This is a genomic window from Actinomyces sp. Marseille-QA0893, from assembly GCF_976954355.1.
Window position 1 is genome coordinate 66351 of the sequence record NZ_CDRJSY010000001.1, and the last position, 26623, is coordinate 92973.

General features: G+C 56.5%; 24 protein-coding genes and 3 tRNA genes. 9 read left to right on the forward strand and 18 right to left on the reverse strand.

The annotated features are described in order from the left end of the window. Window positions 1–90: 90 nt before the first annotated feature. Entirely contained in the window at window positions 91–531 is a 441-nt protein-coding gene (locus ACWNMW_RS00325; RefSeq protein ID WP_449489657.1) for an HIT family protein, read from the forward strand. Here ACWNMW_RS00325 and ACWNMW_RS00330 read toward each other — a convergent pair. Further along, window positions 525–1253 carry a metal-dependent transcriptional regulator gene (locus ACWNMW_RS00330; protein ID WP_449489658.1) on the reverse strand — a complete coding sequence of 243 codons (729 nt, stop codon included), beginning with the start codon at window positions 1251–1253 and terminating at the stop codon, window positions 525–527. The two genes, ACWNMW_RS00325 and ACWNMW_RS00330, sit on opposite strands and share 7 nt — an antisense overlap. A 97-nt stretch (window positions 1254–1350) precedes the next feature. Between ACWNMW_RS00330 and ACWNMW_RS00335 the strand changes: the two genes are divergently transcribed. From ACWNMW_RS00335 to ACWNMW_RS00345, 3 genes are all read left to right on the forward strand, one after another. Continuing rightward, window positions 1351–1423, forward strand: a tRNA-Lys gene (locus ACWNMW_RS00335). A 43-nt stretch (window positions 1424–1466) separates the two neighbouring features. Beyond that, window positions 1467–1539: transfer RNA gene (locus ACWNMW_RS00340), tRNA-Lys, on the forward strand. A gap of 77 nt (window positions 1540–1616) precedes the next feature. After that, a complete protein-coding gene (locus ACWNMW_RS00345) occupies window positions 1617–2171 on the forward strand; it encodes a hypothetical protein (protein ID WP_034502943.1) in 555 nt (184 codons plus the stop codon). Between the two features lie 147 nt (window positions 2172–2318). On the opposite strand, the gene ACWNMW_RS00350 is transcribed toward ACWNMW_RS00345, so the two are convergent. Then, on the reverse strand, window positions 2319–2795 hold the full coding sequence (locus ACWNMW_RS00350) for a peroxiredoxin (protein WP_449489659.1): 477 nt from the start codon (window positions 2793–2795) through the stop codon (window positions 2319–2321). 90 nt (window positions 2796–2885) lie between these two features. Here ACWNMW_RS00350 and ACWNMW_RS00355 point away from each other — a divergent pair. Further along, window positions 2886–2966 (forward strand) — tRNA-Leu (locus ACWNMW_RS00355). Between the two features lie 22 nt (window positions 2967–2988). Here the strand turns inward: ACWNMW_RS00355 and mnmA are convergent. The 4 genes from mnmA to ACWNMW_RS00375 are packed head-to-tail and all read right to left on the reverse strand — an operon-like array spanning window position 2989 to window position 7168. Beyond that, window positions 2989–4167 (reverse strand): tRNA 2-thiouridine(34) synthase MnmA, encoded by a 1179-nt coding sequence (mnmA, locus tag ACWNMW_RS00360; RefSeq protein WP_449489660.1) that lies wholly within the window; start codon window positions 4165–4167, stop codon window positions 2989–2991. Then, the gene (locus ACWNMW_RS00365; RefSeq protein WP_449489661.1) at window positions 4164–5357 is read right to left on the reverse strand and encodes a cysteine desulfurase family protein; all 1194 of its coding nucleotides are present in this window, start codon (window positions 5355–5357) and stop codon (window positions 4164–4166) included. Before ACWNMW_RS00365 ends, mnmA begins: the two co-directional genes overlap by 4 nt. Window positions 5358–5369: 12 nt before the next feature. After that, a complete protein-coding gene (locus tag ACWNMW_RS00370; protein ID WP_449489662.1) occupies window positions 5370–6362 on the reverse strand; it encodes an electron transfer flavoprotein subunit alpha/FixB family protein in 993 nt (330 codons plus the stop codon). Beyond that, window positions 6359–7168, reverse strand: coding sequence for an electron transfer flavoprotein subunit beta/FixA family protein (locus ACWNMW_RS00375; RefSeq protein WP_448751166.1), 810 nt, complete (start codon window positions 7166–7168; stop codon window positions 6359–6361). Before ACWNMW_RS00375 ends, ACWNMW_RS00370 begins: the two co-directional genes overlap by 4 nt. A gap of 102 nt (window positions 7169–7270) precedes the next feature. Between ACWNMW_RS00375 and glgX the strand changes: the two genes are divergently transcribed. From glgX to glgB, 4 genes are all read left to right on the forward strand, one after another. Beyond that, on the forward strand, window positions 7271–9553 hold the full coding sequence (gene glgX / locus ACWNMW_RS00380) for a glycogen debranching protein GlgX (RefSeq protein WP_449489663.1): 2283 nt from the start codon (window positions 7271–7273) through the stop codon (window positions 9551–9553). A gap of 18 nt (window positions 9554–9571) precedes the next feature. Next, entirely contained in the window at window positions 9572–10672 is a 1101-nt protein-coding gene (gene trpS, locus ACWNMW_RS00385; RefSeq protein ID WP_449489664.1) for a tryptophan--tRNA ligase, read from the forward strand. A gap of 78 nt (window positions 10673–10750) precedes the next feature. Continuing rightward, window positions 10751–12805 carry a maltotransferase domain-containing protein gene (locus ACWNMW_RS00390; RefSeq protein WP_449489665.1) on the forward strand — a complete coding sequence of 685 codons (2055 nt, stop codon included), beginning with the start codon at window positions 10751–10753 and terminating at the stop codon, window positions 12803–12805. A 36-nt stretch (window positions 12806–12841) separates the two neighbouring features. Beyond that, a complete protein-coding gene (gene glgB / locus ACWNMW_RS00395) occupies window positions 12842–15028 on the forward strand; it encodes a 1,4-alpha-glucan branching protein GlgB (protein WP_449489666.1) in 2187 nt (728 codons plus the stop codon). Between the two features lie 85 nt (window positions 15029–15113). On the opposite strand, the gene ACWNMW_RS00400 is transcribed toward glgB, so the two are convergent. The 12 genes from ACWNMW_RS00400 to atpA all read right to left on the reverse strand — a co-directional run bounded on the left by ACWNMW_RS00400 (window position 15114) and on the right by atpA (window position 26612). Next, window positions 15114–16034: a tetratricopeptide repeat protein gene (locus ACWNMW_RS00400; RefSeq protein WP_448751122.1), complete on the reverse strand. Its 921-nt coding sequence runs from the start codon at window positions 16032–16034 to the stop codon at window positions 15114–15116. A gap of 15 nt (window positions 16035–16049) precedes the next feature. Further along, a complete protein-coding gene (locus ACWNMW_RS00405; protein WP_449489667.1) occupies window positions 16050–17063 on the reverse strand; it encodes a hypothetical protein in 1014 nt (337 codons plus the stop codon). Between the two features lies 1 nt (window position 17064). After that, the gene (locus ACWNMW_RS00410) at window positions 17065–18342 is read right to left on the reverse strand and encodes a hypothetical protein (RefSeq protein ID WP_449489668.1); all 1278 of its coding nucleotides are present in this window, start codon (window positions 18340–18342) and stop codon (window positions 17065–17067) included. Between the two features lie 115 nt (window positions 18343–18457). Beyond that, window positions 18458–18682 (reverse strand): hypothetical protein, encoded by a 225-nt coding sequence (locus ACWNMW_RS00415; protein WP_072455524.1) that lies wholly within the window; start codon window positions 18680–18682, stop codon window positions 18458–18460. Between the two features lie 68 nt (window positions 18683–18750). Next, window positions 18751–19941: an N-acetylglucosamine-6-phosphate deacetylase gene (locus tag ACWNMW_RS00420; RefSeq protein ID WP_034502909.1), complete on the reverse strand. Its 1191-nt coding sequence runs from the start codon at window positions 19939–19941 to the stop codon at window positions 18751–18753. A 36-nt stretch (window positions 19942–19977) separates the two neighbouring features. Then, on the reverse strand, window positions 19978–21105 hold the full coding sequence (locus tag ACWNMW_RS00425) for a DNA glycosylase AlkZ-like family protein (RefSeq protein WP_449489669.1): 1128 nt from the start codon (window positions 21103–21105) through the stop codon (window positions 19978–19980). Window positions 21106–21112: 7 nt separating this feature from the next. Continuing rightward, window positions 21113–21811, reverse strand: coding sequence for an endonuclease NucS (gene nucS / locus ACWNMW_RS00430; protein ID WP_034502907.1), 699 nt, complete (start codon window positions 21809–21811; stop codon window positions 21113–21115). A gap of 30 nt (window positions 21812–21841) precedes the next feature. Next, on the reverse strand, window positions 21842–22240 hold the full coding sequence (locus tag ACWNMW_RS00435) for a DUF2550 family protein (RefSeq protein WP_449489670.1): 399 nt from the start codon (window positions 22238–22240) through the stop codon (window positions 21842–21844). Between the two features lie 59 nt (window positions 22241–22299). Further along, window positions 22300–22566 (reverse strand): F0F1 ATP synthase subunit epsilon, encoded by a 267-nt coding sequence (locus ACWNMW_RS00440; protein WP_314212358.1) that lies wholly within the window; start codon window positions 22564–22566, stop codon window positions 22300–22302. 1 nt (window position 22567) lies between these two features. Continuing rightward, complete coding sequence (gene atpD, locus ACWNMW_RS00445; RefSeq protein WP_449489671.1) at window positions 22568–24013, reverse strand: F0F1 ATP synthase subunit beta; 1446 nt, start codon at window positions 24011–24013, stop codon at window positions 22568–22570. Between the two features lie 26 nt (window positions 24014–24039). Next, on the reverse strand, window positions 24040–24969 hold the full coding sequence (locus ACWNMW_RS00450; protein ID WP_299063297.1) for a F0F1 ATP synthase subunit gamma: 930 nt from the start codon (window positions 24967–24969) through the stop codon (window positions 24040–24042). Window positions 24970–24971: 2 nt separating this feature from the next. Next, the gene (gene atpA / locus ACWNMW_RS00455; RefSeq protein ID WP_449489672.1) at window positions 24972–26612 is read right to left on the reverse strand and encodes a F0F1 ATP synthase subunit alpha; all 1641 of its coding nucleotides are present in this window, start codon (window positions 26610–26612) and stop codon (window positions 24972–24974) included. Between the last annotated feature and the right edge of the window lie 11 nt (window positions 26613–26623).

Here is a 26623-nt window from a genome sequence, read left to right on the forward strand (position 1 = left end):
TTCTATGCCGTATCTAGGGTAGTGCATTGGCGCAAATTTGCCTGTTTATTCCCACTAGGCAAAACCCTCGCGGCGTTCGACAATAGAGACATGAGTACCGTTTTTGAAAAAATTATTTCAGGTGAGTTCTCTGGGCGTTTCGTCTGGGCGGACGATTCCTGCGTTGCTTTCGCAACCATTGAGCCGACGAGCCCCGGTCATGTCCTCATCGTCCCGCGAGATCCCATTCCTTCATGGACACAATTGGATCCACAGGAATGCACCCACTTGATGGAAGTCGCGCAGATCATCGGCCGAGCACAAGAACGTGCCTTTGGTGTCGAGCGATCCGGACTTGTCATCGCCGGTTTTGAGGTTCCTCATACGCACCTGCACGTCATTCCTCTGCGCACCGAGAGCGACGTCCTTTTGAGCAATGCAGCCCCTGCAAGCTCCGAAGAACTCGACGCTGCGATTGAAAAGCTTCGCGAGGCCGTGGTTGCTTTGGGTTACGGCGCCAAAGTTCCACCCCAGATGGCCTCGCTTCAGTAACTTGCTTCCTGTTCCTCCACGCTTGTGACGAACACAAGGGCGACTTCTTGGGCGTTAAGCTCAAGGAGTCGTTCTTTTTCTTCTGCTTGAACGATGATTTTCATCGTTTGAGCATCCATTCGTTCACTGATCGCCACGACGGCGTCAAGTCCTAGTCCTTTAGCTTCGAGGGAGCGAAGAGCACGTGCATCACTATCGCTAAAACGAGCGATTCGCATACGACAATGAAGTGGAATGTCACGCAGGGGCGTAAGCGAAAGAATGCACACTTGCCCATCAGCCGAAGGAATCGGATCTCCGTGAGGATCGCGCCTTGGGTATCCCAGTTGTTCATCAATCCGGTTCAGAAGACGGTCGGAAACCGCATGCTCAAGAATTTCGGCTTCCTCGTGGACTTCATCCCAATCGAAGCCCAAAGCATCGTGCAGATAAGTTTCAAGAAGGCGATGACGACGCACAACTTCAAGAGCTCGCCGACGGCCTTCTCCAGTCAAAGTTACTTTCCCATAGGGTTCGTGAAAGGCAAGCCCCTCAGCTGCGAGCCTTTTGACCTTTTCCGAGGCAGTTGAAACCGCGACTCCGACACGCGAAGCAAGTGCACGAATTGTGATTCCTTCGTCACCGTTTTCTTCAGCTCCCCAAATTGCTTTGAGGTAGTCCTGCGTTACCGTATTTTCGCGGGAAACTCGACTATCGACCGATGCCATGTCAACTGCTTGCACTCCCCTAGCCTACAGCCTCGTACTCAAAATTCGGCCCCGGCATGATTTGCGCATGGCGCCATTAGTATGTAATCTACTTTCTTGTCCTTAGGACAAAGCGCCATTAGCTCAACTGGCAGAGCAGCTGACTCTTAATCAGCGGGTTGGGGGTTCAAGTCCCTCATGGCGCACACAGTACGTTCACTTGTGTGCTACTGTAAACACATAACTGAAGCGCCATTAGCTCAACTGGCAGAGCAGCTGACTCTTAATCAGCGGGTTGGGGGTTCAAGTCCCTCATGGCGCACCCATTGCCGAGGCGGCGCCAATGGCCGGGTACCTCTTTGCGTATCTGTGCCCTACTCACCCCCCTCGGAGCATCTCATGCGTCGTCTCACTTCTTCAGAGAAGGATCTGCTCGCATCGATTGAACAACAGTTAAGTGCTCGTCGCCGTACCGTCATTACTCCCGATATCGTCGAGCAGGCCACCCATCTGGTCCGTTCAATGACCGATCCCCGCCCAGGCCTTCACGAACTCGTCGGCCCTGTGTGTACCACATCCGACATCGTTGCCTGGCTTGGAATTTCGCGTCAAGGAATCAACAAGGCTGTGCGAACCAATCGCATTCTTGCAGTCCAATCCCCTTCAACAATCTGGTACTACCCCACGTGGCAGCTCATGGCCAATCACTCCGTCATTGACGATATGTCGGATGTTCTCGGTCGCCTGCGCGGTCGGGTTCACCAGCTCACCGCTGCCTCGTGGTTCCAACGTCCCCTTGAGGTACTTGATCAGACGACCCCGGCACAGTGGATGCTCGAAGGACACGACCTGCACACCCTCGTTGGTGCTGCTGAGTCCTTCGCAACCGCCGAAGAACGCCGTCCTTCCCCGGTCCCGCTATTTGATCCGGAGATCCAAGCAACCTCACTGTGACCGCGACACGCTCACCTTCGCAGCTCATCTACAAGAGCCGGCTGCGGAGTGGGGTTCAACGGCGCACCGCGCTCCGCAGTCATTCATCCCTCATCACAAATAGAAATCGGGCCAAACCACGACGAAGCGGTTTGGCCCGATTTCTACTTAGTCATCAAGACCGAGGTCTCTGCGCAAGCGGGCAACATGGCCGGTTGCCTTGACGTTATACAAGGCATGCGTGACGACGCCGCTGGTGTCAAGAACGATGGTTGAGCGAATAATGCCCAAGAAGATCTTGCCGTAGTTCTTCTTTTCTCCCCACGCTCCCCACTCGGCAAGCATTGTCTTATCCGGGTCCGAGGCCAAAGGAAAGTTCAAAGACTGTTTCTGCGAAAAGTTTTCGAGGGCTTTCATTGAATCGGCGCTGACGCCAATGACTTCGTAGCCCTGTGCCTTAAAAGAATTGAAGTGATCCCTAAAATCACATGCTTCCTTTGTACACCCGGGTGTCGAGGCCTTGGGATAGAAATAGACGATGACTCCGACGCGAGCCCGTCCTAAGAGGTCGTGCAAAGAAAGAGTTCCCTGCGTGGTTTCGAGCGTGAAGTCGGGAGCCTTGTCCCCTACGTGAAGTTGAGCCATAGCGACGAGCTTAGTCGTGAGAGAGGCCCCATGCTCGCGTAGCGCTTCGAGGAGTGCATCGCAGCATCGATAAGGTAAACTCGGAGCGTTGCGCGAGTGGCGGAATTGGTAGACGCGCTGGATTTAGGTTCCAGTGTCTTTGACGTGTGGGTTCGAGTCCCATCTTGCGCACTGTTAAATTCCCGTGCCTCCCCTAGGAGGCCATGCTTCCCTCACCACGGTTTGCACGCTCAATTGTCGCCTCGGCAATCACGCGAGTTCCCCGATACAGAACCATGGATTGCCCAGCTGCCACGCCACGAATTGGCAGCGCGAGGGAGAGCTCAAGCTTTTCTTCCTCTTCCCCGAAGCGCTGGACAGAGGTGACAACGCTGGGCGTGCCGTGGGCACGGATCTGCGCGGTGAGCACACGCTCGTCAACCTCGCCCAGGCTCCGCTCCCCGATCGATGCGCCAAAGGCACTCGTCGCGGCCTCGTCAACGTCTCCCTGATCGTCGTTTGCTAGCCAGACGATATCCGAGCAAGTGATACGGTCCACCGACAACAGTTCTGAAGCACCAACAATCACTTGATTGGTCTCGGCGCGCGTTTCCACCACATACCGAGGTCGACCATCTGCAGCAGGATTCCCTAAGTTCAAACCACGACGCTGACCAACCGTGAAATTCCAGTACCCTTCGTGGCGGCCAACAACTTGCCCATCGGTATCGATGATTTCTCCGGGCTTTGAGCCCAGATGAGACTTGAGGAAGCCTTGGGTATCTCCATCGGGAATGAAACAGATATCGTAAGAATCGGGCTTGTTGGAAACCCCCAGCCCCATTCTTTCAGCTTCTGAACGCACCCAGGCTTTCGAAGGCGCCTCGCCCAACGGGAAGATCACGCGTGGTAGTTCCTGCGGTCCCATAATTGCCAAGACGTAGGATTGGTCCTTCGCTTCGTCTTTGCCTCGGTGCAGCTGCGGCCCATTCGGCCCTTCAACAATCCGCGCGTAGTGTCCCGTACAGACTGCGTCAAAACCAAGCGCCCGCGCACGCTGCGCAAGCTCTCTGAACTTCACAAACTCATTGCAACGCACGCAGGGATTCGGGGTGTGCCCGGCCGCGTACTGTTCAACGAAGTCGGTGATCACTGTCTGCTCAAACTCTTCTGCAAGATCCCACACGTAGAAGGGAATCCCCATAATCTCAGCTGCGCGCGCAGCATCTGCCGCGTCTTCAACGGAGCAGCAGCCGCGTGAGCCAAGGCGACATTCTTGAGGCTGGGAGGAAAGAGCCATGTGGACACCGACTACCTCGTGACCTGCTTCTACGGCTTTCGCGGCTGCGACTGCAGAGTCAACTCCGCCTGAAAGAGCTGCTAAGACCCTCATGCGCCCGTTCCCTCTCGTTCATCCAGGGCATGCCCGGCTCGAATGGCTGCGGGAAGTGCTGCCAAGAAAGCATCGATATCTTCTGCCTGAGTTTCAATTCCCGTCGATACTCGCAGTACCCCCAGAGCCTGGTTTTCGTCGTATCCCAGTTCCATGACGATTCTTGAAGGCCGCGAAACACCAGCATGGCACGCGGATCCAGCCGAGACGTCAATGCCTGCCATATCCATTGCTAAAAGGACCGCTTCGGGATGGTGAGTCGGGATCATCAAGTGGATAATCGCCGCCGAGGCCGCATGGGGGTCCACCGTCATGCGCACATCGCTGGGAAGACCAGCAAGGAGACGGCGACGAAGGTCTTTTGCCTTCTGAACGCGTTCGAGGCGGTGTGCAGCTGCGTACTCCAGTGCTGTTGCCAGTGCACATGCGCCAGCAACATCTGGGGTACCCGAGCGGATCCCCCTTTCGTGTCCTCCACCTGGGCGGTCGGTTACGACCTTCACTCCCCGGCGAACAAGTAATGCACCAGTGCCGACGGGGGCCCCAACTTTGTGGCCCCCCACTGTCAGTAGGTCGAGGCCGCTCTCGCTGAAATTGACATCGCAGTATCCGATTGCTTGCGCTGCATCGGAGTGAAGAAGAGGAGATTGCGCGTCCAGGGAGTGTGACCTGACGAGCTCAGATAGTTCCCCAATCGGTTGAATAGTCCCCACTTCAGAGCACACCCAAGTCAGGGACATGAGCGCGGCACGTTGAAGCAGCTCCGGGTTTTCACGCAGATTCTCAAGTGTTGTAACACCCCGTGAATCGACATCAAACTTGCGAATGCTAAAGCCCTCACGCCCCAGCGCTTCAGATTGTTCGCTGACTGCGTCGTGTTCAAGGCGCGACATCCACACATCGCTGCGCGTCGCATCTTTGTCTCGCATTCCCCGAGAAGCCCCAAGAAGTGCAAGAGCATCAGATTCTGTTGCGCCCGATGTGAAGACCAGCTCCGCACGCTCGGCACCAAGGGCAGCACTCGCACGTTCTCGCGCATCTTCAAGCATCCTGCGTGCAGCGCGTCCACCGGCATGTAGCGCAGCCGGATTCCCAGGGCGTTCACTCAGTGCTTCTTGGGCATGCATCCATGCTTCACAAACACCGGGAGCCAGAGGCGTTGATCCCGCGTGATCAAGGTAATGCGACACGTGTGTCTTTCACTAGTTGTCGGCTCTAGATGCCTGCCATGCGCGCAAGTGTTCCAGAGCCTGGGGAACGATTTCGTACATATCGCCCACTACGCCAAAGTCCGCGAGTTCGAAGATTGGCGCATCGGGGTCATCACAGATTGCAACGATCGTTTGCGAGGACATAATCCCCACTGTGTGATGAATCGCGCCCGAGACGCCGAGCGAGATGTAGAGCTTGGGAGCAATCGTGAGACCGGTTTGTCCGATCTGTGCGCTGCGGCGAGCCCAGCCTTCGTCCACAGCATCGCGGGTCGCGCCAATTCCAGCGCCCAAGACGTCGGCGAGATCTTCAAGAAGAGACCAATCATTTCCGGCACCACGACCGCCAACGACAACGACCTGCGCATCGGTGACACTGGGACGCCCATCAGAGCTAGCTTCAACCCGCTCGACGACGAGCGTACGCGTAGGATCGGGCTCTACGACTTCACTAGCAAGTTCAACGCATTCGTTTTCCTCAGCCGCTACTTCCAATCCACGAGAACGCACGCACACGCACGCTGGGGCACTGTGCGTCGCAATCTCTGCACGCCACGTTCCCCCCAAAGCATCCGTAGTCGCACACAAGTGTCCGTCTTCTACGCGAAGAGCCACGGCCTCGGCAATCGCGCAGCCTCCCAAAGTGATCGCAAGCGACGCTGCGCACTCACGGTCAAGGAAACGCGAAGCAAAAAGAAGCGGGGCCTGTGGGTTGCCGAAACGCGAGTAAGCCGACGCAAGTGCAGGGGAAAGCGCCGAGGCAGTCAGCACCGATTCATTCACCTGGAGGAAAACGCAAGAAGAAACACCAAGGCGTCCAAGTTCTTCGCGCAAAGACTCGCGCTCTTCCTGAGAGACAACAATCGCGTGGACAGCTTCGGCGCACTCATGCGCCTGGGCAATCATGTCGCGGTAACGCGAAGCCAGCGAAGCGGTATCCGAGCAATCAATGACGACAATCGCGTCCTTAAGACAAGTGCTCATTTCATCTTCTCCTCAATGAACTCAGCCAGACGCGTCCCGCCGTCCCCGGTATCGGTGAAGACCTCACCAGAACCGCCGCGATTATGTTCTGTCATCGAGACAACGCCCAAAGGCATCTCGGAGCGAGCTCCGGAGACTAATTCACTGAGGCGTCCACTGGGATCGTAGCCAGCGACGTCATCCAGTTCAGCCTGAACGAGGGGCTTCATGCGTGCTGCCTTCAAATCCTTAAAGCCGGGGAATCGCGGCTCATTGAGTTGATCCGTCACAGAGATGACTGCCGGAAGGGGCGCGCGCAAAGTTTCATCAACACCATCCACGCTGCGCAGTGCTTGGACATGACCGCTATCGGGATCAACTGTCAATTCTCGAACCTGAGATACCAAAGGAACATTCATGACAGCGGCAAGTGCTGCCGGGAGCATCGAGGTCATTGCATCGGATGCCGCCATGCCACACAAAACAAGGTCGATCGCTTCTTCTTCGGCCAAGAGCGAGATCAACGCCGCGAGTGCGCGCGCTGTCACAGTGACATCAGCGTTTTCAAGCAAGGGGTCTGAAAGGAGGTATGCGCTATCGGCGCCGAGAGCGAGACAGCGAACCAGTGCGTCACTGGCATCTTCCGGCCCCATGCTCACAGCGAGCACTTCACCGCCGTGAGCAGCAACAAGCTCGGCCGCCGCCTCGACTGCATTCTCATCAAATTCATTCAGCACATCGTCTTCACCGCGGACAAGACGCGAGCCTTCAAAACGACGCCCCGAGCTGGTATCGGGAACTTGCTTAGCCAGCACTGCAATCCTCATGTATCCAGAGTGCCATATCAGGCCTCATGCGCGCAGCTCCGAGTGTGCTGAGGAACAGGAGCGACTATGCTTATAGCTGTTATGACAGATGTAGAGGCGGTAATGTCACAACAGCAAACACACACCTTCCGTGCCGTTAATCGGCCAAATCCTCACTTTCGTCAGTTGGGCGTTTCAGTGGCAGGATCGGGCCTTAACGTCGCTGTTGTCTCCACGCGCGCGACTCAAGTAGATTTCTGCGTCATCGACCCGCAAAGCGGTAGCGAAGAGCGCTACCACCTTCTTGGGCCTGATCACGGAATCTGGCACGGTTACATTGAAGGTCTTGGAGTCGGTACCCACTACGGCTTCCGCGCTCAAGGACCTTGGGATCCCGACGCAGGCTTGTTCTTCAACTACAACAAGCTACTCATTGACCCCTATGGCCGCGGGCTCGCAGGCAGCGTCGATATTTGCCCGGAAGTTTACGCACACAGCGTTGATGAAGATCTCTACCCGGTTTCCTATCCGCTTGAGCCTTCGCAGTCAGATTCCGCACCTTACAACGCGCATAGCGTGGTCATCGACACCTCGTTCAAGCTCGCACCCCAGCCTAAGGTTCCTTTGGACGAGACAGTCATTTATGAGCTTCACGTCAAAGGTTTTACGCAGAATATGCCGGAGGTTCCCCCCAACCTTCGCGGCACCTACGCAGGACTCGCCCACCCTGCCTCAGTGCGCTATCTCAAGGAACTTGGCGTCACTTCCGTCGAGCTACTCCCAGTCCACGCAAAGTCTGATGAGCCTTTCCTCGTTGAACGTGGACTCACGAACTACTGGGGATACTCGACTCTGTCATTCTTTAGCCCCGAACCTTCCTATGCCAGCGCTTCTGCCCGTGCACGCGGACCTCAGGCAGTCATTGATGAATTTCGTGGAATGGTTTCGATCCTGCATGAAGCAGGTATCGAAGTCATCCTGGATGTCGTCTACAACCACACCTGTGAAAACGGTGATGCCGGTCCGTCCTTGTCTTTCCGCGGACTTGATTCACCCCTGTACTACCGCCGAACCGAGGGATACCCCTCGCACATCATCGATACGACAGGGACTGGAAACACCGTCAATACGGACAATCCCCAGGTTATTTCGCTGATCCTTGATTCTCTGCGCTATTGGGTATCGAATATGGGGATCGATGGGTTCCGCTTTGACCTTGCCGCTACCTTGGGGCGCTTTGCTAACGGTTTCACTCCGATGCACCCCGTTCTGATCGGGATGGGCGCGGATCCGATTCTTCGTGAGGTCAAACTCATTGCTGAGCCCTGGGACGTCGGCCTCGGCGGCTGGCAGACAGGCAATTTCCCTGATCCATTCTGTGAATGGAATGACCGTTTCCGCGATACGGTGCGCACTTTCTGGCTCTCCGATATGCGCGCATTGGCCGGCGGGCGTGGCGCCGGCGGTTCGAATGAGTTTGCGACTCGCTTGTCAGGTTCTCAAGACGTCTTCGGTCATGGCGTGGGATATTTGCGAGGTCCCAGCGCTTCGGTCAATTTCGTAACCGCCCACGATGGTTTTACCTTGGCGGATCTGACGGCTTTCGATCACAAGCACAATCTGGCAAACCTCGAAGAAAACCGCGATGGTTCTGATAACAACAACTCGTGGAATCACGGTTTGGAGGGGGCAATTGCCTCCCCCATCATCGGTGTTGATCCCGATGTCCGCGACGTTACGGGCATTGTTGAAGACATTATTCCTGCCCGTCAGCGCAGCCAGAGAAATCTACTTGCAACTTTGTTGGTCTCTTCGGGAACTCCAATGTTGGTTGCAGGAGACGAATTTTCTCGTACGCAATTTGGCAATAATAATGCCTACTGTCAGGATTCTCCGATCTCATGGATCGATTGGGATCTTTCTGAACTCCAGAAAGATCAGCTCCAGACAGTGCGTTGGCTTTTGGCCTTGCGCCGCGCTCACCCGGCGCTTCGGCCCATGGCTTTCTTCTCAGGAACAGATCCTCATGGCGATGTCATCGCTGATCTTTCTTGGTATAGCGCCGATGGTTCACCGATGAGGGATGACATTTGGGGATCTCAAGAGTCTCGAGTCTTCCAGATGCTTCGCTCCGGTAGCCCCTACAACGGCCACGACGCCTTGGTCGTATTCAATGGCACAACAGATGACCGCGATGTCGTTCTTTCCCAAGGCCGCGGCTGCCCGTGGGTTCAGGTCCTCGACACCGCATGGGGTAACCCCGCGGACGGCGGCATTAGCTCTGTGTTCGACGCGACGCGATTGCCGGCTTCCCTTGATCAAAAGGCTCCAGGCGACACTATTTCTTTGGACCCCTTCAGCATGCATATCTACCTGTCTGCTGTAGAGTCTTCGCCTCAGGGGTGATCACGCTAGACTGGCCTAGTGACTAGCAGCGAAGAAACACTTGAGCAATCTACCTCTGATGCATCCCTCGCACGTTCAATCGCACGTTCGAAGGAAATCGAAGAGGCCATCGACCAGGACCCCTCGCGATTCCGCGTATTAACTGGAGATCGCCCCACCGGCCGTCTCCACTTGGGGCATTACTTTGGAACTCTGCGCAATCGCGTTCTTCTTCAAGACCGCGGCATTGACACCTGGGTTCTGGTCGCCGACTACCAGGTCATCACCGACCGGGACGCAGTTGGCCCCATTGAGGAACGCGTTTTAGGCCTCGTTACCGACTACTTGGCAGTTGGACTCGATCCGGAAAAGACAACGATCTTTAACCACTCATCCATTCCTGCGCTCAACCAGCTGATGCTTCCTTTCCTGTCGCTGGTCACCGAGTCAGAATTGCATCGCAATCCCACGGTGAAGGCTGAGCTTGAGGCAACCGATGGACGCGCGATGAGCGGTTTGATGCTGACCTACCCGGTTCACCAGGCATGCGATATTTTGTTCTGCAAGGCAAATCTTGTTCCTGTTGGGCAAGACCAGCTCCCCCACATCGAGCAGACGCGCTTGATCGCTCAACGCTTCGACAAGCGTTACGGGCGCGTCGACCCCAAGCGCGCAGTCTTCCCACGCCCTGATGCGCTCCTATCTGAGACTCCCCTCCTCCTGGGGACTGACGGCACAAAGATGTCGAAGTCGCGTGGGAACACGATCGAACTCGCGATGAGTGCAGATGAGACCGCTCGCATCTTGAAGCGTGCGAAGACGGATTCGGATCGTCATATCACCTACGATCCCGAGAATCGTCCCGAGGTATCCAACCTGCTGATGTTGGCTTCGCTGGCAACGGGTGAGGATCCCGCGGCGATCGCCGAAAGGATCGGAGACGGCGGCGGCGGAATGCTCAAGGCAACCGTTACCGAGGCGCTCAATGAGATGCTCGCCCCCATTCGCGCTCGCCGCGAAGAACTGGCCGCAGATCCGGGTTACCTGCTCTCCATTCTTCGCCAAGGAAATGAGAAGGCGAACGAGCAGGCAGAACAGACCCTCAACGAGGTTCGTCAGGCCATGCACATGGTCTACTGAAATTCATAAAAATGGTGGTGATCCGCGTAAGGATCACCACCATTTTTGTCTTCTCAGCAACCTCTCAGTGGCTAGAGTATGTCGACGCTCACAATTTCCATTACGCTTAGATATGTGAACGAGACACTTCTGGCCCGCATCCCCGCAACTGAAGTTTTCCCCGTCGTCGAGGACGGAAATCTTCCCGCAAAAGCCACTGCTTTTGAGGCTTTCCCTATCCGAGCAACAGTCTTTAGAGAAGGGCACGATTGCTACGCAGCCGAGGCAGTTCTCCTGCGCCCGGGTGGGTCGATTCATTCACGCGCGCTTATGCGTGACATCGCTCCCGGCCTCGACCGCTATGAAGCGTGGGTGATGCCGGATGCCGTCGGTCAGTGGAGTTTCAGGATCGATACCTGGTCTGACCCTTATGCGACGTGGCGCCACGATGCCTCGGTCAAAATCGGCGCGGGTGTCGACGTCGAGCTGATGCTCGAAGAAGGTGCGCTCTTGATGGAGCGTGCCGCCCGAGGCGAAGCACTCAACAATCCCTCGCAAACCCAGCCGACGCGCTCAGCAATCGATACTCTCTTGGACACGGCAAAGGGATTGCGCGATGCCTCGCAAACCCCCCAGCGTCGTCTTTCAGCTGGCCTCTCGGCGCCCGTGCGCGCGGTATTTAGGCAGTTCCCCCTCAGAGACCTCTACGGTTCGACGCGCACCTACCCCCTTTTCGTTGCCCGCAACCGCGCTCTTGCCGGTGCTTGGTACGAAATTTTCCCGCGTTCCCACGGCGCTTTCCAAGACTCAAAGGGACGCTGGGTTTCAGGTACCTTGCGTACCGCTGTCGAGGATTTGCCAAGGATTGCCTCAATGGGATTTAACGTCATCTATTTGACGCCCATTCATCCCATTGGATTGACCAACCGCAAGGGCAAAAATAATGCTCTGATCGCTCACAAGGGCGAACCTGGAAGCCCGTACGGAATTGGCTCAGCCGAAGGCGGACATGACGCGATCCATCCCGAGCTCGGCAACTTCGATGATTTCGATTATTTCGTCGAGCAGTCACGCGAACTCGGCCTCGAAGTTGCGCTCGATATCGCATTGCAGTGCTCACCCGATCACCCGTGGGTCAGTGAGCATCCCGACTGGTTCTCGCAGCGTGCCGACGGCTCCATCGCCTACGCCGAAAATCCCCCAAAGAAGTATCAGGACATTTATCCCCTGAATTTCGATCGAGATCCCGAGGGGATTTACACAGCTATCCGCGACATGCTTGAACTGTGGATCTCTCACGGCGTCAAGATCTTCCGCGTTGATAACCCACACACGAAACCAGTCCCCTTCTGGCTGCGGCTTTTGGAAGAGCTTCACACGCGCTACCCGGACGTGATCTTCCTTGCCGAGGCCTTCACCCGTCCTGCGATGATGCGCACCTTGGGTGCTGTCGGATTTGACCAGTCCTACACCTACTTCGCGTGGCGAACCTACAAGCAGGAAATCGAAGAGTATCTCACCGAGCTCTCCCATGAAACGGCTCACCTCATTCGCCCGACGTTCTGGCCGACGACCCACGATATTCTCACGCCTCAAATGACGACGGGCGGGACGGCAATTTTTGCAATCCGCGCTATGCTTGCCGCCCTTGGAGCTCCCTCATGGGGAATCTACTCGGGCTATGAATGGGTTGAAAACGTCCAGCGTCCCGGAGCTGAAGAACCCAATGACAACGAAAAGTACGAGTTCAGGCCTCGTGATCCCAAACTCGCCCAAGGGACAGGAATTCCTGCTCTATTGACGCTGCTCAACAGTGCGCGTGACCGCCACCCCGCATTGCGTCAGCTCCACGACTTACGTATTCATCCCACGACATCGGACCGACTTCTGTGCTTCTCAAAGCACGTTCCCGCTCGTTTTTCTCCTACTGGAGTGCCCGACACCGTCATCGTCGTTCTTTCACTCGATCCAGAAAATACGGTTGAGGGTGAAGTTCACGTTGATTTGAGCGGGCTTTCATTGGGAACCTCATCAGCTAACTTCACGGTTGTTGATGAACTCGACGGACAGCGTTACTCCTGGTCAACGACCAACTGGGTCCGACTGTCTCCCTGGGATCGACTCGGCCATGTCATGGCCATCGAAACCGAGTAATTACACGATCACCTTCGAACATGAGATGATGAACACATGGAACCTCAAGCAACATCAGTGGCCACAGACGTCCTCGATGCAGTAGCCGAAGGACGCTACGCTCTTCCTCACGATGTGTTGGGAGCACACCTTAGTGACGGCGTCGTCACCATTCGTAGTGTTCACCACCTAGCAGATTCTGTCGAGGTGATTACTCCCGATAGGACGCTCCCCGCGACCCATGAGCATTCTGGGGTCTGGGTGTGTGCTTTCGAGGCAGACGATATCCCCGACTACCGTCTGCGTGTCACCTACGGAGATCACTCACAAGTCGTTGACGATCCGTATCGCTTCCTCCCGACTCTTGGAGAGATGGATACCTATCTCATCGGCGAGGGACGCCACGAACGTCTCTGGGACGTCTTGGGAGCGCATATCACCCATTTCGACGGCGTCATGGGACCGGTCGACGGCGTTGCCTTCGCAGTGTGGGCGCCCAATGCTCGCGCGGTTCGCGTCGTCGGCGACTTCAACTTCTGGGATGGCACCGCCCACTCAATGCGTTCTATGGGAGCCTCGGGAGTGTGGGAGCTCTTCGTTCCCGGCGTTGGCGTAGGCGCTCGCTACAAGTTCGAAATCCAAGGCCCCTCGGGTGATTGGTTCCAAAAGGCCGACCCGATGGCCCGAGCAACCGAGATTCCTCCCGCAACCGCTTCAGTGGTGACCGATGTATTCCACACATGGGAAGACCAGGAATGGCTGCGTGCGCGGGAAGAGACGAATCCGCATTCAGGCCCAATGTCTATTTATGAGGTCCATGCGGGCTCGTGGAAGCAAGATCTGGGATACCGCGGTCTTGCCGATGAACTCATCCCCTACGTCAAGAAGATGGGCTTCACGCACGTTGAGTTTATGCCCCTTGCCGAGCACCCCTTCGGAGGTTCCTGGGGATACCAGGTGACCTCCTACTACGCACCAACCTCACGCTACGGAACCCCCGACGACTTCCGTTACCTGGTTGATCGTCTCCACCAAGAAGGCATCGGCGTGATCTTGGACTGGGTCCCCGCACACTTCCCCAAGGACGACTGGGCACTGGCTCGCTTCGATGGCACTCCCCTCTATGAAGACCCGGATCCTCTCCGCGGGGAGCATCCCGACTGGGGAACCTACGTCTTTAACTTTGGACGCACGGAAGTTCGTAACTTCCTCGTTGCCAATGCTCTCTACTGGCTCGACCAGTTCCATATCGATGGTCTACGCGTTGACGCAGTAGCATCGATGCTCTACCTCGATTACTCCCGCAAGGACGGTCAGTGGCGCCCCAACCAGTATGGTGGGCGTGAAAACCTCGAGGCGATCTCCTTCCTTCAAGAAGCAACTGCAACGGCATATCGCTTGCACCCGGGCATCGTCATGATTGCCGAAGAGTCAACCGCTTGGCCAGGAGTGACTGCTCCTACTTCCGGCGGAGGCCTCGGTTTTGGCATGAAGTGGAACATGGGGTGGATGAACGACACCCTGCGCTATCTCTCGGAAGATCCGGTCAATCGCCGGTGGCACCACGGTGAGCTCACCTTCTCCTTGGTCTACGCCTTCTCCGAGAACTATGTCTTGCCCCTGTCTCATGATGAGGTTGTTCACGGTAAGGGCGCGCTTGTCTCGAAGATGCCGGGCGATCATTGGCAACAGATGGCGGGCCTGCGCGCACTGTATGCCTACCAGTGGTCTCACCCCGGCAAGCAGCTCCTCTTTATGGGACAAGAATTCGCCCAGGAACAAGAGTGGAACGAAAGCTATTCTCTTGATTGGTGGCTCTACGATCGCCCCGATCACGCTGGGATGGCTGCCTTAGTCTCGCGTTTGAACGAGCTCTACAGCGCCCACGCAGCACTGTGGAACGATACCTACACCGGATTTGAGTGGATCGACGCATCCGATGGCGATCACAACCTCATTTCCTACATTCGTAAGTCCGAGGCCGCTGGCGGACACAGCGCTCACGATGAGCTTGTCTGCGTCGTGAACTTTGCGGGTAACCCCCACGAGGGCTACCGCGTTGGTTTGCCACACGGCGGCACCTGGCGCGAAGTCGTAAACACAGATGATCCTGCCTTCGGCGGGTCTGGAGTGGTGAACATCGGAGACCTTGTCGCCGAAGAAGTCCCGTGGAATGGACGTCCTTTCTCAGTCGAACTTCGAGTTCCGCCTCTGGGTGGTCTCTGGCTCGCTCCTGAAAAGTAACAGCTACTAGAAAAAGGGAGTGGGTGCGGATCCTGGGATCCGCACCCACTCCCTTTAACGTGCTCTAAAGTGAGCTGCCGTCTGATCAGATCATCAACAGGGATGAGAGACGACGACGAGCCGCCTTAACTTCGGGAGTGTTCCCGGCGATGCGGAAAAGATCCAAGAGACGCACACGGTAGTCTTCTTTTTCTTCTTCCGAAGCATCCTCCATGAGCTGCAAGAGGACCTCAAAAGCCTCGGCGTACTGGCCTGCGGCAAAGAGTGCATCGGCGCGGGCAGAGGGATCATCGTTTGCCAAGCTTTCACGCAAACGAAGATTCACACGCGCACGATGATCTTTTGCATCTTCGTCACGAGGATTCAATTCAATAATCTTGTCCCAAGCTGCGCGCGCGCCTTCCAAGTCACCGCGTTCTTCAGCTTCCAGAGCCGGGAGATGTTCTTCGGGGATCGGCTTAGCGACGTCCTCTCCACTCACGGCAACTCGTCCGGTCACACCCATTTGCTGGGCGGCACGAAGAAGATCTTCGATAACCGGTGCGACCTGTTCCTTGGGAGCAACTCCCTGGAAAAGAGGAACCGGACGGGCGCCGACCAAAGCGACAACAGTGGGAATAACTTGTACCTGGAAGGCCTGCGCCACGCGCGGTGCACGAGCGACATCGATTTCCACAAGTTGGAAAGCGCCCATCTTGTCCCGAGCAAGTTCTTCCAAAGTTGCCAGAAGCTGCTTGGACTCCAATGACTGAGCTGCCCAAAGCACGATGACCACGGGCACCTGTTGCGAGCGCGCGGCGACGGCCTCGAAAGTCGAATCATCGCAGGTATCGACCAGAGGAATATCAAGGCCCGCCCCCTGCTGGGACGTCGGAGCCTGCATCGCAGGATTTCCCTGGGCTGCCGGCTGCACTCCACCCGAAGAGTTACCTCGCGCTGTAGCGGCGCTCAGATCCACGGCGCCGTGAGAATCTGCAGGCTGAGGGTTATGAGCCTCGTTATTCATATCTATTAATCTCCCTTAACGTTGATCAGGGTTGCCCGCGTTATCGTCCTTTACGACCGAGCCGAGCGCACGTTCGGCACCCACCACGCTGATCACCTGTGAATCAGAACCCGACTTTGGGATGTGCAAGAGGACCGTTGCAACGTAGGTCGCTGTTGCCTTCCCCTTAACGGTATCATCGTCGCCCTCAGCAAGGGCTGCAGTCGTTCCTCCCAGACGCATTGTCGAGCGAGCAACAGTACGCTGATAGGTCTGAGTATAGGTGAAGGAAGCAACGACCAGTGACGAACCATCAACCAGCTGGACACCCACGATGGGGAACTCGTCCGAGACTTCAGCATGAGCTTGAACGTTTCCTGCTGCCTGCACAGCATCATTCAGGCTCTTTGCGTCTTGAAGGTAACGGCGAGCAAAGTCATCACCGGAATACTGGTCGTTCCCAGCGTTGCCGGAGTTGAGCATATCAACGTAACCCTGCAGCGCTTCCTTCGGGGTCTTGACGTAGCCCTGAGCATCCGCGCTCAAAGGTGCGGAACCCTTCTCCATGTTATCGAGCTGGAACTGTGCGCCGCCCAGCGCACGCGCCCACCCCAGAAGTTTGTACTGTGAGCGTGCATCCTCTTGGACTGCGAAAGCGATCACCGGCAACGAGGTTTGATCCGGGTTCGAAACATTCACAATGACGCGAGGCCAATCATTCGAATTTGAGACCGCAACCGATCCTTCATTCACGATGAGTTTGGAGACCTCAGTATTTGTGGCTTTTGCTGCGGCGTATTGGTCCGCGCGCATACGCAGAGCGCCACCTTCAAGACGAGCTTGAAGAAGCGCAGGATCGCGACTGGAATCCGCCGTGTTGAGCGTGTCTTGAATCGAATCGAGAATGCGCTCGACGCGGGCAGAATCTAAGTTTGGTGCACTGGCCGAGGCCTGAGCAGTGGTTTCGGGAGCAACCAAGTCCCCACTGCTGCAGGCAGCCAGAACGAAAGCGGGAATGACAAAAACAGGAAGAAAACGTCGTGCGCTCATATCACTGCTCCTTCTTTCCGCGTTCCTTAGAGGACATCCATCCACCAATAATCTGACCCCACGGACGTTTCTCGGCAGTTTCTTCGCCTGTTCCTTCTTCGTCCTTGGAAACCTGTGGAATCAGTCCAGTGTCGAATTCCTGTCCGCCAATGACTACGCGATTCTCGCCATTTTCGCGTGCCTGACGCAGTGCACGACGAGAGGGCAGGACAGCGCCGGGTCGGATACTCGACAAGTCGATAATGCCGGTGTCCGTGGATTCACGCTGGGGCGGATCAACGTGTTCATCTTCGCTCACAATCCCGTGACGACCAAACCGTGGTTCTTCTTCAGGCTGCGTATTGTCTTCAGTTTCATCAACAACCGCTGGATCCTCAGAGGAGTATTCATCGCCTGAGTTTTCCTCTTCCTCAAAAGCCTCCTCATCCTCACTGGAGGGAAGTCCTTCTTCCACGAGGCCATCATCTTCACTCGTTTGGGGTTCCGGCTCTCCGGCAGCTTCTTCCTCAAAGAAAGACAGCGCCTTCGAAGGAGCTTGAGGATCGTCTTCGTCAGTATCCGTATCTGAGTGTTGGCGTTCGCGCCAAAGAGCGAATCCCACCAGCGCACCAGCGATCAGCAGGAAGAGCAGAGCAATGATCCCCGAAGCAATGGCCAAAACGTTCTTGTGCGGGGTCTTCCACGTCATGGTGACGGTCAGGTCGGAAGCGGTCTTTCCATCCGAGGTAATGACAAGGGAGCGGCCTGCGGGGACATCGCGAAGAGTCATGGTCGCACTCGAGGCGGCGGTGGCCTCGTCAAGCCACATATCTCCGCCAGCTGCCGACAAACTCGGCGTTGCGCTCGTGGAAGGCGAAGGCTGGGGGGATGCCTCCGGATTCTGAGGCTGCTCGCTCGAGGGGGAAGGCGAAGGCGTCGGCGTGGGAGAAGCGCTTACTTGCGCATCATGTCCCTGGGTCAAAAGATTGCTGCGGTTGGCGGAAATACCGGTGATTTCAGCGTAGGACAGATCTGAAACCCAGCCTCGGACATCAGAAGACGTACCCAATGCCATCGTGACTTGTTGCCCAGATGCCGAGGAAGCGGTAACCGTGACTTCGCCGCCCTCAAGTTGGAAAAGCCCCTCTCGGGTGATAACAACCGGCTGCTCGGGTGAAACGGTGGCACTGATTTGCTGCGCAGGCTTCCAAATAGTCAAAGCCAGCACGGCAACGATCGCTGCAATCACCGCAACTGCACATGCAGCAACTGCTCCTGGAAATCTCTTGAGCTGATCCACTCGGACTCTCCTAGTAATGGGATACTGTCAACCTCTAGTTGTAACTCTACGGGCAAACAACACGAGTGCATACTGGAGGTGTCTCACGCCACGTGCACGTAGCCGATCACGCCCATTATGCCGGTCGAAGACCACGTTTCCAACAGTTAAGGTGCCAGTGTCGCCGAGCGCGAACACCCTGTTCTAAACCGTAAGCACGTTCTTCAGGCCAGGCGACGACATGTGCACTCCCCACCGTGACAGGCTGCAAACACGCGGGACATGTGTAGGTTTTGGAGGATGTCCGAAGATACTGGACCTGATAGTAATCGCCATCGGGCCCAATTTCGCTGTGCGCCATCGAGGCGAGAGCAGAGACCTGAAGTGGCCTGCTCTCGCCCCAGGGACGCTTACGAGATCGCTTTCCTCTCACTCCACTACTGTGCCACGGCGCAAAACCCGACGCACATTAAGAGCAGAATCAACCTCGACCACATCGGCGAACTTACCGGCCTCAAGGCAGCCAATGCGATCATCACCCAGGATGGTTGCGCCCTGTACCGAGGCCATGTAGACAGCATCCACCAGCGGAATCCCACCAAGAGTGGAAGCAACACGCACACAATCCAGCAGGTGTGCAGTTCCACCTGCAATGGATTCTCCTTGAGCGAGACGGGCAATGCCATCACGAACCACAACGTCTTGAGGACCGAGGGTGTAAGCACCATCGGGCATGCCGGCAGCTGCCATCGCATCCGTAATAAAAACGACGTGGTCGCGGCCCACCAACTCGTAAACGTCACGAACCAGAAGCGGATCGACATGGACGTTGTCGCAGATGAGTTCAGCAACAGCGCCGCCGCGTGCGGCATCGGAGAGGAACTCTGCGATCGGCCCCGTGTCACGGTGGTGAAGCGGGCGCATCCCATTGAAGAGGTGGGTAATGGTCGCGCGCGGGCCACGGCTGGTGTTGGACTGGGCAAAACGTGCACGCGAATATTCCAATGCCTCGCGAGCATATACAGAAGTCGAATCCGTGTGTCCCCATGAGGGAAGCGCTCCCCCGTCGATCAGGGCTTCCGCGACCGAGCCTTCACCGTATGCACGAGGCTTTTCGGGGGCAAGTGTCATGGAGAGGGCATAGCCCTCGCACAGCTCGATCAATTCTCGAGTGAGGTCGGGATCGGGATCGACGATATAGGTGGGATCTTGCGCTCCGCAGCGTGCGTGTGAAACGAAAGGACCCTCGAAGTGGATTCCGGCAAGTTCCCCCTGCTTCGCCAAAGAAGCAAGAGTGCGTGCACGGGCTTTCAGAGTATCGGCATCGGCGGTCACACATGAAGCAACCAGGCTGGTCGTACCATGGCGACGATGCTCCATGACAGCAACCATTGCCGCTTCGCCAGTTGTTGCATTGGGGAAAGACTCTCCCCCGCCGCCGTGGCAGTGAACATCAACCAGCCCGGGAAGGAAGGTTGAATCACTGGGAGCAGGAAGATCTCCTTCATATTCTGTAGCGGCACATACACGGGTAATGAATTGGCCTTCGATCTCAATAACACCATCGTCAATGATGGAGTCCTTCAGGATTACGCGGCCTCGCATAATTTGTTGATCCATAGCTCTATTTTGTCACACTGGCCAGCGCTTTCGCAGTCAATTTCCGCTCATCACCTGAGCAATTGCCTCCGCTTGTTCAAGAGATGCTAAGGACAGCGCGCCTTCATAAGAATCGACAAATTGATAACCCGCGCGTGGGTCTTTCACCGCAATGACACGGCCGTTTTCAATGATGAAAGGGCGAAACATTCCGTTCTTTGTTGGGCAAATTGCGTGTTCTGCTTGAGCGTCAGCTAGACACGAACGGTCTGCATAACCAACATGAATCTCATCAAAAGACGGGCATGAAATGAGCGAACGTGCTTCCTCACTATGAGCGCGCAGAAGTGCGTCAAGATCGGCACGGTGGTACCCCATCTGCGTGTGGATAATCGGAAAGTTGTGCCCGCGCTTTTCCTGTGCAGCGCCGTCTAAAGCTCGAGCGGCCTCGCGCTTGGGGATACCCGCCCAACGGACAAGGTCTTCAGCGCTCACTGGCCCGTGTCCCCAGGCGTAACGGCGCGCAAGGTTGACCAGCGCGGCCTCGTAATCTCTTTCTCCCTGAGCCACGCCCTCCGCAGGCGCTAGCGTGCCCGCGTCAATAAAAAGGAAAGAATTTCCCCGCCTCGGGCCTGCAGCAAGATAGCCAGAAATATGCAGGTCCAAGAAGAGGTGCCGGCGATCAAGGAAGATCCCCTTCTCCCCTGCTCGACGCGCAGCCTCGCGCTGCGGTCCCGTCCCTGTCCGGATCCCGGCGTCCTCCCAGGCTTTGCAGAGCTCTTCTCGACTTTGCGGCCCGAAGTCGCGAATCTGCTTACATGCGATCTGTGCCGCTTCGTTGAGGAGGCCTCGCGTCAATCCTTCTTCTTCAAAAGAGCGTAGCCATCCGTTATATCGATGCCGCAGCAGCAAGCGGAGCCAATGATGGTCCTCGCCGCAGGTGACGTGAATAGTGCCACGCATGGGCCACGAGCGCACAAGCTGGCAGTTTTCGAAAGCCTGATCAATCTGTGCAATCGAAGGCAGACGAAGGCGAAGATTGATCGCCCAAGGAACTGAGGATGGTTGCTGTGCCTGGAGAGCAAGAAGCGTGCGTACAGCATCGTGAGGGTCCTCGGCAGCGGTGGATGTGACGAGGCCGTGGCTGATGATGCGTGCGAGGCTTCGCTGGGTAGATGCGTCCATCGCGGGTCTAGAACAAACGCGAGTCAGGATCGTCAAAACCACGCATCGCGTCGTAATCCAGGATCAAGCAGTCAATCCCACGGTCCTCAGCAAGCGTACGGGCCTGTTTGGTGATTTCTTGAGCTGCGAAGATGCCGCGAATCCCGTCAAGAAGTGGATCGCGTCCCAAAAGAGAGAGGTAACGCGTGAGTTGATCAACGCCATCCATTCCACCGCGCCTCTTCACCTCGATCGCGACTGGGAGTCCTTGCGGGTCTCGCACTAAGAGGTCAACGGGGCCGACCGGTGTGGGGTACTCGCGGCGAACAAGTTCCCACCCCTCCCCTAGGATCTGAGGAACCTGTTCGGCGAGGAGTTCCTGAAGGTGTGTTTCAACCCCGTCTTTGACCAGGCCCGGGTCGACGCCGAATTCCTCGCTCACATCGCTAATGATTTCGTGAATTCGGATGACAAGACGGTCATCTGTTTTATCGGCTTGTACTTGCCAAATCTGCGTGACGCCGTCGAGCTCTTCGCCTTCTTCAGGGGTTTCAGTAGTGACAGTACAAGGCGCGTTCATCCAGTTCAGGGGTTTATATGATCCGCCATCAGAATGGATGAGGACCGAACCATCCGCCTTGTGCATAATCAAGCGGACCGCACGATCGAGGTGCGCACTGAGACGACCAGAGTAATCAACTGTGCAAGAGGCAATAAGGACGCGCACAAGCCCGCCTTTCAGGACTTCGAGTACAACTTAACTTTGAATTGCGGGCGGTTCAGACTCACACCAGGACACAAGACCGTTGTAGGTCAAAGGTTCGACTGCAATATCCAAAAAAACATCCCCTGAAGTCAGTCGAACCTCGACCATGGAGCCATCGGTCGAGCGCTGCAGGGGAAGGGAAACTTCAAAGCCGTGCCTGGGGAGAACAACATGAGGCTTCATCGAAAGCGCAATGAGGCGATACCAGCACAAACGATCGCCCTGATATTGGCCAATGCCTGACATCCAGCCCGAATGCGAATCGAGACGTGCCCATGCGCGGAAGGCGCCGACTTGCTGGTCGAGGCGACGAGCGCGCACGTTAACGTAGCCCCAGAGGGCAAAAAGGGTAAGGAGGAGGACCACGATTGCGTAAATAACGAAAATCATGAAAACCTCCTGACAAAAATGAGGGTGTGCGGACAGTTTAACGCCCGCACACCACTCATCTACATCTGGGAGGCGTGTTCCACGACAATCGTAATAAAGTCGGAATCTACCGATGCCAGACCCTGATCGATGTCGAAGTTGACAATGCCGTCTTCAGTCGTCACGCTTACGCGGCCCGAAACGAGGCCAGCGAGCAGTGGTTGTCTGCCGGGAAGCACACCAATTGAGCCATCTGTTGCAGGAAAACTCACGTGGGAAGCGCTCCCGTGCCACAACCTACCTTCGTGTGAGACGACCTCTACCTGCAGCTGTTCAGTGGCAGGCACGTCAGTTGTCCTTCTCGATTTCGTGCCAACGACGTTCCAGATCGTCGATGCCACCAATGTTGTAGAAGGCCTGCTCGGGCACCTGATCGTAGTAGCCCTCGGCGATGCGCTTGAAAGCTTCGATCGTCTCAGACAACGGAACTGTCGAGCCTTCAACACCGGTGAACTTCTCAGCCATGTAGGTGTTTTGAGAGAGGAACTGTTCGATGCGACGTGCACGTGCAACGGTCACCTTGTCTTCTTCAGACAATTCATCGACGCCCAAGATCGCAATAGTGTCTTGGAGTTCCTTGTTCTTCTGCAAAATCGCCTTCACGTGAGTTGCCGTGTCATAGTGCTCACGGCCAACCAGCGCGGGGTCAAGGATTCGAGAAGTCGAAGCCAAAGGATCAACAGCCGGGTAAATACCGCGGGAAGCAATTTCACGCGAAAGTTCCGTTGTTGCATCCAAGTGCGCGAATGTCGTTGCCGGAGCAGGGTCCGTGTAGTCATCAGCGGGGACGTAAATTGCCTGAAGCGAGGTGATGGAGTGGCCACCTGCCGAGGTGATACGTTCTTGGAGCTGACCCATTTCATCAGCCAAGTTCGGCTGGTAACCGACAGCGGAGGGCATACGGCCCAGCAGCGTCGATACCTCAGAACCGGCCTGGGTGAAACGGAAAATGTTGTCGATGAACAACAGCACGTCCTGATGCTGGACATCGCGGAAGTACTCAGCCATGGTCAGACCGGTCAGTGCGATACGCAAACGCGTGCCCGGGGGCTCATCCATCTGTCCGAAGACCAGTGCAGTCTTATCGAAGACTCCCGCCTCTTCCATCTCGTGAATGAGGTCATTTCCTTCACGCGTACGTTCGCCAACGCCCGCGAAGACTGACACACCACCGTGGTTCTGGGCAACGCGCTGAATCATTTCCTGAATCAGAACGGTCTTGCCCACGCCTGCGCCACCGAAGAGGCCGATCTTGCCGCCCTGAACGTAGGGGGTCAAGAGGTCGATGACCTTGATGCCAGTCTCGAACATCTTGGTACGAGCTTCGAGCTGGTCGAAGGCCGGCGGCTGACGGTGAATGGGCCAACGCTCGGTGATCTCAAGCTGTTCTCCGGGCTTAAGGTTCAAAACGTCGCCGGTCACATTGAAGACGTGTCCCTTGGTGATATCGCCAACCGGTACCGAAATCGGCGCGCCGGTATCGGTGACGATTGCACCGCGAACCATGCCGTCGGTCGGCTTCAGGGAGATCGCACGCACGAGGTTGTCACCCAGGTGCTGCGCAACCTCAAGGGTGATGGTCTGGCTGCTTTCTCCCTCGCCTTGCCCCGTTAAGTTCACATCAACGTGCAAAGCGTTGTACAGCGGAGGAATCGCATCCGGCGGGAATTCGACATCGACAACGGGGCCGACAACGCGAGCAACCCGTCCCTGTCCAGTTGAAGTTGTAGTCATTTGTGTATTCTCCATGTGCACGGGCCTCAGCCCTGGACCAATGCGTCGGCACCGCCCACGATTTCCGTGATCTCTTGAGTGATCTCCGCCTGGCGGGCCGAATTCGCCAGACGCGTGTATTTCGTAATCAGTTCTTCCGCGTTATCAGTTGCCGTGTGCATTGCGCGTTGGCGCGAAGCCAGTTCTGAAGCCGCAGCCTGCAAGAGAACATTACGAATTCTGCTGGACACGTAAAGTGGCAGCAGCGTGTCAAGAACAGCTTCAGGTGAAGGAATGAATTCGTACTCGGGGAAAATAGCAGTGTTTTCCTCGTGAGTGCCGCGTTCTTGCTCTCGTTCGCTATCTCCTTCAGGAGCATCGACAACGGAAAGCGGAATCATGCGTCGAACTTCAGGCACCTGGCTCATCATCGATTTGAATTGCGTGTAGACCAAGTGAACTTCACACACACCGGTGAGGTGATGCGGATCGGTGAAGCGCTCAAGAAGTTCACGAGCGATCTGGTTGCTGACTTCCTGAGAGGGGGAATCCGATTCGCCTTCCCACGAGTCTTCGATCTGTACTCCGCGGAAACGGAAGTACGCCTGCGCACGACGACCGTAGGTGTAGAGAACGGGGATCTTCCCCTCTTCTTCCAAACGTTCGATAAGCCTTTCGGCCTCGCGAAGAATCGTCGCCGAATAGGCTCCCGCCATTCCTCGGTCAGAGGCCACAACCAAGACCGCAACGCGCCGCGTGTCGTGGCGTTCCCGGGTCAATGGGTGCTCAAGATCCGTGTGGATGGCAACGGCGGCAACCGCCTGCGTTAGGGCCTTTTCATAGGGCCCCAATTCGGTGGCCGCACGACGGGCAGCACCGATACGCGAGGCTGCAATCATTTCCATCGCACGAAAGACCTTAGCCAGCGTCTGCGTTGAAGCAATCCGCTGTTTATAGATCCTTTGTTGTCCACCCATTATCAGGCCTCGGAGGCTGCAGGACGAGAACGGACGATCTGCTCTTGGGAACGCTCAGCCTGAACTTCGCCATCGTCAAGGTTGCTTGTTCCCTTACGAGCACTCACCCACTGGCTGTGGAAGGCTTCCACGCACGAGCGAAGCTTTTCTTCGTTCTCCTTCGTGAGTTCACCGGTTGTGGCGATCTCATCGAGAACCGAGGAATTCGAGTGCAGGTAGTCCAGCAATCCGCTTTCGAAAGAAAGCACCTCGCTGACCTCTAGGTCGTCAAGGAATCCGTTAGTTCCTGCCCAAATTGACGCAACCTGGTCTTGAACGACGTAGGGCGAGTTCTGGGGCTGCTTGAGGAGCTCCATCAGACGCTCACCACGCGTGAGCTGACGACGAGTTGCAGCATCGAGGTCCGAAGCAAACATTGCGAATGCCGCCATCGAGCGGTACTGCGCAAGGGTCAGCTTCAAGGTACCCGCGACCTTCTTCATGGCCTTAATCTGCGCAGCGCCGCCAACGCGCGAAACCGAAATACCGACGTCCACAGCAGGACGCTGGTTCGAGTTGAAGAGGTCGGACTGCAGGAAGATCTGGCCATCGGTAATTGAAATAACGTTGGTCGGAATGTAAGCCGAAACGTCGTTCGCCTTGGTTTCGATGATCGGCAAGCCGGTCATCGATCCTCCGCCGAGGTCATCGGAAAGCTTTGCGCAACGCTCCAGAAGGCGTGAGTGCAAGTAGAAGACGTCACCGGGGTAGGCTTCACGCCCCGGTGGACGACGCAGAAGCAAGGACACCGCACGGTAGGCCTCGGCCTGCTTAGAAAGGTCATCGAAGACGATGAGAACGTGCTTGCCCTGGTACATCCAGTGCTGGCCAATAGCAGAACCCGTGTAGGGAGCCATGTACTTGTAGCCCGCAGGATCCGAGGCCGGAGAGGCAACGATCGTCGTGTATTCCATCGCGCCGGCGTCTTCCAGAGTCGAACGCACCGAAGCGATCGTCGAACCCTTTTGGCCGATGGCGACATAGATGCATCGAACCTGCTTGTTGACATCGCCGGAAAGCCAGTTATCGCGTTGGTTGATGATCGTGTCCAAGGCGATAGCAGTCTTACCCGTTTGACGGTCACCAATGATGAGCTGGCGCTGACCACGACCGATCGGAATCATCGAGTCGATAGCCTTCAGGCCAGTCTGCAGCGGCTCATGGACTGACTTACGCATCATGACACCAGGAGCCTGAAGCTCCAGCGCGCGGCGCCCTTCCATGTCGGTAATCTCACCGAGGCCGTCGATCGGGCGTCCGAGCGGGTCCACCGTACGACCCAAGTAACCATCGCCGACGGGAACTGAGAGAACCTCACCAGTGCGGTAAACGGGTTGACCCTCTTCAATCGAGGAGAAGTCGCCGAGAATAACGGTACCGATCTCGCGCTGTTCAAGGTTCATTGCCAAGCCCAGCGTTCCGTCTTCGAAACGTAGAAGCTCGTTCGCCATGGTGCCCGGAAGGCCTTCAACGCGAGCAATGCCGTCAGCAGTTTCTGTAACGTGTCCGACCTCGTCGGTCACGACCTGTGCGGGTTGGTACGATTCCACGAAAGAGTCGAGCGCCGCCCGTACTTCCTCGGGGCTAATGGACAGATCAGCCATTGAGTTTTCCT

Excerpts from the sequence above, each read along its gene's own strand:
- atpD (WP_449489671.1), bottom strand. The coding sequence starts at position 24,013 with ATGACTACAACTTCAACTGGACAGGGACGGGTTGCTCGCGTTGTCGGC.
- ACWNMW_RS00415 (WP_072455524.1), bottom strand. The coding sequence starts at position 18,682 with ATGGCGCACAGCGAAATTGGGCCCGATGGCGATTACTATCAGGTCCAG.
- ACWNMW_RS00350 (WP_449489659.1), bottom strand. The coding sequence starts at position 2,795 with ATGGCTCAACTTCACGTAGGGGACAAGGCTCCCGACTTCACGCTCGAA.
- ACWNMW_RS00405 (WP_449489667.1), bottom strand. The coding sequence starts at position 17,063 with ATGAGCGCACGACGTTTTCTTCCTGTTTTTGTCATTCCCGCTTTCGTT.
- atpA (WP_449489672.1), bottom strand. The coding sequence starts at position 26,612 with ATGGCTGATCTGTCCATTAGCCCCGAGGAAGTACGGGCGGCGCTCGAC.
- glgX (WP_449489663.1), top strand. The coding sequence starts at position 7,271 with ATGTCACAACAGCAAACACACACCTTCCGTGCCGTTAATCGGCCAAAT.
- ACWNMW_RS00400 (WP_448751122.1), bottom strand. The coding sequence starts at position 16,034 with ATGAATAACGAGGCTCATAACCCTCAGCCTGCAGATTCTCACGGCGCC.
- glgB (WP_449489666.1), top strand. The coding sequence starts at position 12,842 with ATGGAACCTCAAGCAACATCAGTGGCCACAGACGTCCTCGATGCAGTA.
- ACWNMW_RS00325 (WP_449489657.1), top strand. The coding sequence starts at position 91 with ATGAGTACCGTTTTTGAAAAAATTATTTCAGGTGAGTTCTCTGGGCGT.
- ACWNMW_RS00390 (WP_449489665.1), top strand. The coding sequence starts at position 10,751 with ATGTCGACGCTCACAATTTCCATTACGCTTAGATATGTGAACGAGACA.
- ACWNMW_RS00370 (WP_449489662.1), bottom strand. The coding sequence starts at position 6,362 with ATGAGCACTTGTCTTAAGGACGCGATTGTCGTCATTGATTGCTCGGAT.
- mnmA (WP_449489660.1), bottom strand. The coding sequence starts at position 4,167 with ATGAGGGTCTTAGCAGCTCTTTCAGGCGGAGTTGACTCTGCAGTCGCA.
- ACWNMW_RS00425 (WP_449489669.1), bottom strand. The coding sequence starts at position 21,105 with ATGGACGCATCTACCCAGCGAAGCCTCGCACGCATCATCAGCCACGGC.
- ACWNMW_RS00420 (WP_034502909.1), bottom strand. The coding sequence starts at position 19,941 with ATGGATCAACAAATTATGCGAGGCCGCGTAATCCTGAAGGACTCCATC.
- ACWNMW_RS00345 (WP_034502943.1), top strand. The coding sequence starts at position 1,617 with ATGCGTCGTCTCACTTCTTCAGAGAAGGATCTGCTCGCATCGATTGAA.
- ACWNMW_RS00450 (WP_299063297.1), bottom strand. The coding sequence starts at position 24,969 with ATGGGTGGACAACAAAGGATCTATAAACAGCGGATTGCTTCAACGCAG.
- ACWNMW_RS00375 (WP_448751166.1), bottom strand. The coding sequence starts at position 7,168 with ATGAGGATTGCAGTGCTGGCTAAGCAAGTTCCCGATACCAGCTCGGGG.
- ACWNMW_RS00435 (WP_449489670.1), bottom strand. The coding sequence starts at position 22,240 with ATGATTTTCGTTATTTACGCAATCGTGGTCCTCCTCCTTACCCTTTTT.